The organism is Ruegeria sp. YTSC230, assembly GCF_059609665.1.
On sequence record NZ_JBXWMC010000021.1, the window covers coordinates 1 to 7,589 of the forward strand.

The 7,589-nt window shown below is 53.5% G+C and carries 6 protein-coding genes; 5 read left to right on the forward strand and 1 reads right to left on the reverse strand.

The annotated features are described in order from the left end of the window. The first annotated feature begins 511 nt into the window (after positions 1–511). The 4 genes from AC2FD9_RS22970 (at position 512) to AC2FD9_RS22985 (ending at position 5,067) form a co-directional block, all read left to right on the forward strand. Positions 512–1,627 carry a Hint domain-containing protein gene (locus AC2FD9_RS22970; protein ID WP_496726754.1) on the forward strand — a complete coding sequence of 372 codons (1,116 nt, stop codon included), beginning with the start codon at positions 512–514 and terminating at the stop codon, positions 1,625–1,627. Positions 1,628–2,152: 525 nt separating this feature from the next. Next, positions 2,153–2,593, forward strand: a complete 441-nt coding sequence (locus AC2FD9_RS22975) for a hypothetical protein (protein WP_282121604.1) — start codon at positions 2,153–2,155, stop codon at positions 2,591–2,593. Between the two features lie 111 nt (positions 2,594–2,704). Further along, complete coding sequence (locus AC2FD9_RS22980) at positions 2,705–3,436, forward strand: metallophosphoesterase family protein (protein ID WP_496838920.1); 732 nt, start codon at positions 2,705–2,707, stop codon at positions 3,434–3,436. Positions 3,437–3,618: 182 nt separating this feature from the next. Further along, complete coding sequence (locus tag AC2FD9_RS22985; RefSeq protein ID WP_496838921.1) at positions 3,619–5,067, forward strand: mannose-1-phosphate guanylyltransferase/mannose-6-phosphate isomerase; 1,449 nt, start codon at positions 3,619–3,621, stop codon at positions 5,065–5,067. 160 nt (positions 5,068–5,227) lie between these two features. On the opposite strand, the gene AC2FD9_RS22990 is transcribed toward AC2FD9_RS22985, so the two are convergent. Further along, complete coding sequence (locus AC2FD9_RS22990; RefSeq protein WP_282171197.1) at positions 5,228–6,388, reverse strand: nucleotide sugar dehydrogenase; 1,161 nt, start codon at positions 6,386–6,388, stop codon at positions 5,228–5,230. 351 nt (positions 6,389–6,739) lie between these two features. On the opposite strand from AC2FD9_RS22990, the gene AC2FD9_RS22995 reads away from it, so the two are divergent. Next, the gene (locus AC2FD9_RS22995) at positions 6,740–7,000 is read left to right on the forward strand and encodes a hypothetical protein (protein WP_282121600.1); all 261 of its coding nucleotides are present in this window, start codon (positions 6,740–6,742) and stop codon (positions 6,998–7,000) included. The last annotated feature ends 589 nt before the right edge of the window (positions 7,001–7,589 follow it).

Sequence of the window (7,589 nt, forward strand, 5' to 3'; positions counted from 1 at the left end):
CGGGATGGAGCAGCCCGGTAGCTCGTCAGGCTCATAACCTGAAGGTCGTAGGTTCAAATCCTACTCCCGCAACCAGCGTCAGATAGTACAAAATACCACGGTCAGACTGCAGTTGATCAAATGAATCAATCGTTTAACATCTGCACCCCGTTAGTCGAATAACCGTAAGGTCAATGACACAAATCCTAAGCGTAAAAACAATATATTAAGCATCATCTAGCCTCGAGTTAAGCGTCGATTTTGCCTTCGGCTATCACAACAGGAAGCACTGAGGACGCAAATGGGCACGAAAATACTTTGTGATGCGCGTCTGCGTGGTCCCGGCTAAAGGTTCTGAACAAAATCTAATCGATACTTGAATCTCTGTTGCAGTCCGCGACCAAAACGAGGGGGCAACAGAATTCCGAAGAAACCTCTTCCCGAATGATGAGAAACAAGCCAGTATCTCGATCTGATAAGTCGACGTAAGCGGTGTGAAAACCGTTAACTTTTGGGGCAGGTCGCAAGCAACATGGCAAACTTCAACATCTCTGACGGCGTTGGTACTACGTTCACCGATACTTCTCCTGGTGGCGGTTTTGTTATTGATTTCGACTCTCTCGACAACAGCTTTAGCCTGCAGATCAATGGTGTGGATTTGTTTGTTGGTGGACCCGCAGGGGCGCCGAATGAGCTGCAATTCCAACGACAAGTCAATGGTACCGAGGGTCAAACTGTTCGCTTTGCTGACGGGGACAGGTACGAAATCGATACACCAGCTGTTTGGCAGCTTGGAAACACCAACGGTGAACCAGTTGTTCGTTTGGTCGTTGAGCCGGACGGAACAATCCAGCTCTTTGGCGTGAAAGCGGATAACGGCGCGCTTGTACCGCTGGAATTGTTCAACGGAATGACGGTAAATTCCGCCGCAATTGCAGACGCTTGGAACGATACCGGATCGAACACCATTACCATCGACCAGTCCGTGACCGGCCCCACAAATGCAGACGGCGAGTTTGTGGACGTTTTGTGCTTTGCGGCCGGAACACTGATCGAAACACAGGAAGGGCCAGTTCCGATAGAGGATCTGCGGGGAGGCGATCAAGTTCTCACCCAGGATCACGGATTTAAACCGGTTCGTTGGGTCGGATCGCGTAAACTGAGCCGTGAAGAGCTTGAAGCTCAGCCACGGCTTCGGCCTATCCTAATCCGAGTGAATGCCTTGGGTGATGGGTATCCAAAGCAGGACCTAATTGTGTCCCAGCAGCACCGCATTTTGGTGTCATCAGCTGTCGCCATGCGCATGTTTGAATGTCAGGATGTTCTGATACCGGCAAAAAAGCTGCTGCCTTTGGATGGCATCGACTTTCTGCCCGACACCGCGGGTAGCGTCGAATACTTTCACATACTGTTCGATCGGCATGAGCTCATCTGGTCCAACGGGGCGCTGACGGAAAGCTTGTTTACCGGCCCTGAGGCACTCAGGACTGTATCTCCAGAAGCCCGACAAGAAATCAAAGACTTGTTTCCCGAATGTTGCGATCCGCAGTTCGAGGCGACTTCCGCACGCTACATTCCCAAAAAGGGCAAGCATATGCGTAAGTTGGTGGAACGGCATCAGGTGAACAACAAGCCACTTTATAGTTGATCATCTGTCTCAAACCCGTTTACGTCACTTTTGAGATTTGAGGCCGCTGCCGAAGGATCGCTTGATCACCGCTTAGGCGGTAAAACCCATTTCATCCCATCCGGCTTTTGGACGCGATTGAAAATTTCTGCTAATTTGTCCTCCAAGTGCAATGTGGGTTCGAGTTGTCGCGCCGCTTTTGCCGATACGAACGAAGTCCCCACTGCATTTGTGAACCAGAGCTGAACCACGGTTGTATGCTAATTGGATAGGCTTGCGGTCAGAACTGCTTTCAGCTGAACAAACTCCGGTGATAGAGCAGCCGGAAATCAAAAAGTTTAAGAAAACTATAACTAAACTTTTGATTTAAAACATATTTTTGACTTCTCCCGTTCACAGGGAACGCACCACGCAGTTTTACCTCTGATCCGGTCCGCAACTGGAATCGGAGGCTTCGAAATGCTGGAAAAAAGGAATCTTTTTCGCCCTCAGCGCGCGTCGGCCAGAGCGTATTGCAAACCTAAGCACCGCGGAATCAAAGCTATAGTGGCGGCACTGTTTGCGGGAGTACTGACCTCGGTGACTTCTGTCCCTTCGCCCACGTTAGCTGACGGGCTGATGGTTGTTGGCAGCGACCGAGGCGGGTATCTGCATGACCGTTTGATCGAAATCGAAAATCTGCAGAAAAACGGCATTCAAGTCGAAATTCGGGGACGTGTCTGCTTTTCAACCTGCACGATGTTTCTGGGCCTTCCCGGAACCTGTGTGAACCCTGACACGACATTTGGATTCCATGGACCTTCGCGCAGTGGCCGGCGGCTTGCTCCAAAAGACTTTGACTATTTCAGTCACATCATGGCCGCGTATTATCCCGAGCCGCTTAAGACGTGGTTCATGGAAAAAGGGCGTAACCGGATCAACGGCGTTTTCAGGATAAAAGGCACAGAGATCATCAGAATGGGAATTCCTGCCTGCCGGACAGCCTGAATGAGGCTTGCTTAGACCGGCGCGCAAATGTTAGACGCCTTGGGTCTTGACCGCCGGCCCATGAATTCAATGATAGCCGGTCGCTGCAGCCACTCAGGAGGCACCCTTAACGTGCTGTCATCGCTGATTCAACGTTTCGGGCGACGCGCGGTCTTTCCTGCTCCTGTGCCGGACACGCCGACGTGTGTCATTGGTGATGTGCACGGCTGCATAAGGCAGTTGCAGAAGCTGTTGCCTCAGATTCCGCGGGATCATCGGATCATCCTTGTCGGAGATTATATCGATCGCGGCGAAAACAGTGCTGACGTTCTACGTCTGATCCAAGACCGCCCGGATTTCATCTGTTTGAAGGGAAACCACGAAGACATGATGTTGAATTTCCTGCGTGACCCTGAGGAATATGGCCCGCGCTGGCTGCGCTATGGTGGCCTGCAGACGTTGGCTTCATTTGATGTCCGAAACGTGCGCGCCGAGATGACCGCTGCTGAGCTGGTCGCCTGCCGAGACAATCTTTTGGCGGAAATGGGACCTGAGCTGGTCCAATGGATCGCGGAATTAAGGACCTTTGACTATTCCGGCAACGTCCTTGTGACGCATGCTGGTGCAAATCCGAGTACGCCCGCCGATCAGCAACCCGAAAAAACTTTGATGTGGGGCCATCCAGAATTTCGAACTACCGACAGGCGAGACGGTGTTTGGGTTGTTTATGGTCACACAATTGTCGATCAAGCTACAGCACGGCGCGGACGGATTGCTGTGGATACCGGCGCCTTTGCCACCGGCGTACTGACTGCGGTCTGCCTGGACGGTGGTGAGCCTACATTCATAAGTGCCCGTCCTTAGCGCCGTTCACGCTGAACCAGGTTCGAAAGCACGCAAAATTCTCGATGGTACACAGCTTCGGAAACTCATCCACGCTCGCGGCACAGGACATCCTTTTTTTCGACCAAATCAAGCCAAGCCTTGTCAGGTCATGACGGTTTCAATAGGAAAATTAGGAACCGCGTCAAATTATTGAGCATTTTATGTTGATCTGTCCTGTCCTTCTTTGCGGGGGCTCCGGTACGCGCCTCTGGCCCTTGTCTCGAAAGAGCTACCCGAAGCAATTCGTTCCATTGGTCGGAGAAGAGACCCTGTTTCAGGCATCTGCCCGCCGGTTGTCAGGGGCAAACGCGGAATTGGAGTTTGAACCGCCGGTGGTTCTGACCAACTCGGACTTTCGGTTCATCGTCGCGGAACAACTGCAGGCTATCGGAATTGACCCCGGCACGATCATGATTGAGCCTGAGGGCCGCAACACAGCGCCAGCGGTTCTTGCGGCGGCGGTGCATGCTTATGCCAAGAACGAGGCTGCTGTATTGCTGGTTGCCCCTTCCGATCACGTGGTTCCGGATGCAGCTGAATTTCAGGCCGCCGTTGCACGGGGTTTGGAGGCGGTTGCGCAGGGCAAACTGGTGACTTTCGGCATCACCCCGACACATGCGGAAACAGCGTACGGATACCTTGAACTGGCTGCTGGGTCGGACGGTGACGGTGCGCCTGTTCCGTTGAAGAAATTTGTCGAAAAGCCAGACCTCGCCCGTGCGACCGAAATGCTGGAGGCCGGGAATTACAAATGGAACGCAGGGATTTTCCTGTTCCGGGCGGCGGACATCATTGCGGCCTTCCAGGCGCATGCCCCCGATATGATCGAGCCGGTCAAGACAGCGGTGGAAAAAGCAAAGCAGGATCTGGGGTTCCTGCGTCTCGACCCTGAAAGCTGGGCGCAGGCCGAAGACATTTCGATCGATTATGCCGTGATGGAAAAGGCAACGAACTTGTCGGTTGTGCCCTTCGGCGCCGCATGGTCGGACTTGGGCGGCTGGGACGCCGTATGGCGCGAAAGCGGCCCGGACGCACAAGGTGTGGTGACCAGTGGGGGGGCAACGGCGATTGATTGCCAGAACACCCTTTTGCGGTCGGACAGCGAACAGTTGGAAATCGTGGGTATCGGGCTGGATAACATCATCGCTGTGGCGATGAATGATGCGGTTCTGGTTGCCGATGCATCGCGGGCGCAAGATGTCAAAAAAGCGGTTAGCGCGCTAAAGGAAAAAGGCGCGCCGCAGGCGACGGCGTTCCCGAAGGATCACCGCCCGTGGGGATGGTTCGAAAGCCTGGTGGTCGGAGAGCGTTTTCAGGTCAAGCGCATCTATGTGCACCCTGGTGCATCGTTGAGCCTGCAAAGCCATTTCCATCGTTCCGAACATTGGATTGTTGTTGAGGGAACGGCCCGCGTGACAATCGATGATCGTGAGCAATTGGTGACCGAGAACCAATCTGTCTATATCCCTCTTGGGGCAATGCACCGGATGGAAAACCCGGGAACGGTCCCGATGGTCCTGATCGAGGTGCAAACCGGCACGTATTTGGGCGAGGATGATATCGTGCGTTACGAAGATAAATACGCGCGCGGGCAGGGGGCCAAGGGCTGAACTGTGCACCGGGTTCTGTGTGGCATTGGATTGAAAACACGCGGCAGGGATTGCAGCCTTGCAAACCTAACTTATCAAGCAAAGCTGATTGTCGGTTTTTGATCCTGTCAAACCGATCAATAAGGTCATTGCCCAGAAGTGCAGAACAAGTGAAAACCGTTTAGTCCGCGCCAAACAAGTCACGGGTGAACACCTTGTCCGCGACATCTTCAAGTTCGGGGCTATGCCGGTTGGCAACGATCAAGTCGGCTTCGGACTTAAAGGTTTCGAGATCCTGCACGACACGAGAGCGGAAAAACTCATCTTCCTCCAACGTTGGTTCATAAACAATGACCTCGACGCCTTTGGCTTTCAGCCGCTTCATGATGCCTTGAATGGAAGACTGACGAAAATTGTCGCTGCCGACTTTCATGACCAGCCGGTGGATACCAACGACGCGTGGGCCTTTCATCAGGATTCGATCTGACAAAAAATCCTTGCGCGTCCGGTTCGCGTCCACGATGGCACGAATAAGGTTTTGCGGAACATGGCTGTAATTGGCCAAAAGCTGTTTGGTATCTTTTGGCAGGCAATACCCCCCATACCCGAAGGACGGATTGTTGTAGTGATCGCCAATTCGGGGATCCAGCGAGACCCCCTCGATGATCTGGCGTGTGTTCATACCGCCAGCCATGGCATAGCTGTCCAGTTCGTTGAAAAAGGCAACTCGCATGGCGAGGTAGGTGTTGGAAAACAGCTTGATCGCTTCGGCTTCATCCGGGTCGGTGAACAGGACGTCCACGTCTTTGGTCAGGGCGCCCTCAAGCAAAAGCTCGGCAAATACCCGCGCCCGGTCCGAACGTTCGCCAACGATTACGCGGGACGGGTGCAGGTTGTCATAAAGCGCGCGCCCTTCACGCAGGAACTCCGGCGAGAAGATGAAGTTGTCGCTGCCCAGGTCAGAGCGCAGCGACTGAATAAACCCCACCGGAATCGTCGATTTGATGATGACGGTGGCCTTGGGGTTAATCGCATTCACCTGCCGGGCGACAGATTCAACACTGGATGTATCGAAGTAGTTGGATTTGGCATCATAATTTGTCGGGGTTGCAACAACGACGAATTCGGCATCTTCGAAGGCCGGTTCCGTAGTTGCCCTGAGCGACAGCGTTCGGTTGGCAAGAAAGTCTTCAAGCTCAGCATCGACGATGGGGCATTGGCCGGAATTGACCATTTGGACCCGCTCTTCAGAAATGTCGATTGCCGTGACATCGTGGTTTTGTGCCATTAGCACCGCGTTGGACAATCCCACATATCCAAGACCTACAACTGCAATCTTCATACCTTTGCCCTCATATTCGCAAGCCGGTGACTACTTCACCTGCTGTATTGCTTGCCGATTGTAAATGCGCATGTGTGCCTCTTACGCCCCCATTCCGAATTTTCGTTAGCATCTGACCTGCTTGAGGCAGGCCTGCGCCAAATGCGGGCTAACGCGCAAGCCAGACCGTTTTTGAGGCACCTAAAACCTGCTCAATCCCAACTATTTTTTGATGTAGAAATGGGAAAAAGTCCCTCAAAAAAGCAACTTAGCGGCATTGCAAAAAATCTGAGGAATTTTCAGGAATTCAGCATTCTCAGGTTGAAGCTTGTGTGATAACGGTCAGACAACACTTGATTTAGGAGATTCAGGATGATCAGAGCGTCTCTTCTTGCGCTAGCCCTTTCAGCGACGGCCGTTCATGCACAAGATGCGAGTGCGGCGCAAGCTACCGCCGGAGGCGGTGCAGGCTCTGGTGGTGCGGCGGCAGGTGGCGCGGCTGCGGCAGGCGTCACAGGTTTTGTACCGTTGGTTGCCCCAGCTTTGGGCGCGGTTGCGGCAGCAGCTGGTATCGCTGCAGCAGCTGGCGGCGGGTCAACAAACAGCACCACAAGCACGACGGGCACCAACTAAGGCCCTTATCCCCAGCTTAAATGAAGACAGCGCGCTTTTAGGGCGCGCTGTTTCTTTTCAGAGTGTCGCCCGCACCTTAAATTTTCATAATTTTTGTCGCTTAGCTGCCACACGAATAACTGTTGTGCGTCACGCTGCGGGCATTGATCTGGCCTGGCACAGGGCCGGCCAGACGCTGATTGTCCGTGTGGAACCAGCTTAAGGTTGGGCACTTTGGAGACCTTGCACAGCGCAGAGATTACTTTGTCTCGGATCAGTTGCCCGGACAACGAGACAGATATTGGTTCCGGGTCGGCTTGAGCCCCAAGTAGGGACCGGATGCACTGCTTGATTTCAGCAACTGCAGAAACCGGGCGAAGCGCGATGTGGAATTCGGCCGTGTCCCCGGCCAGACCACAAAAAACGCTTTGCAGGTCAACCACGCTGGCCTTTTCCATCTCTAGCAAGATCACAACCGTGGACTTGTACAATGGGACAGCGGAAACAAACGCGTAGTACACGCCAACCAGAATGACCTCGTCCGGATTACATTGAGCATGCGCGTATGTACTTGTTGCAGGTGCCTGGATACCAGGAACGTCACGACGTT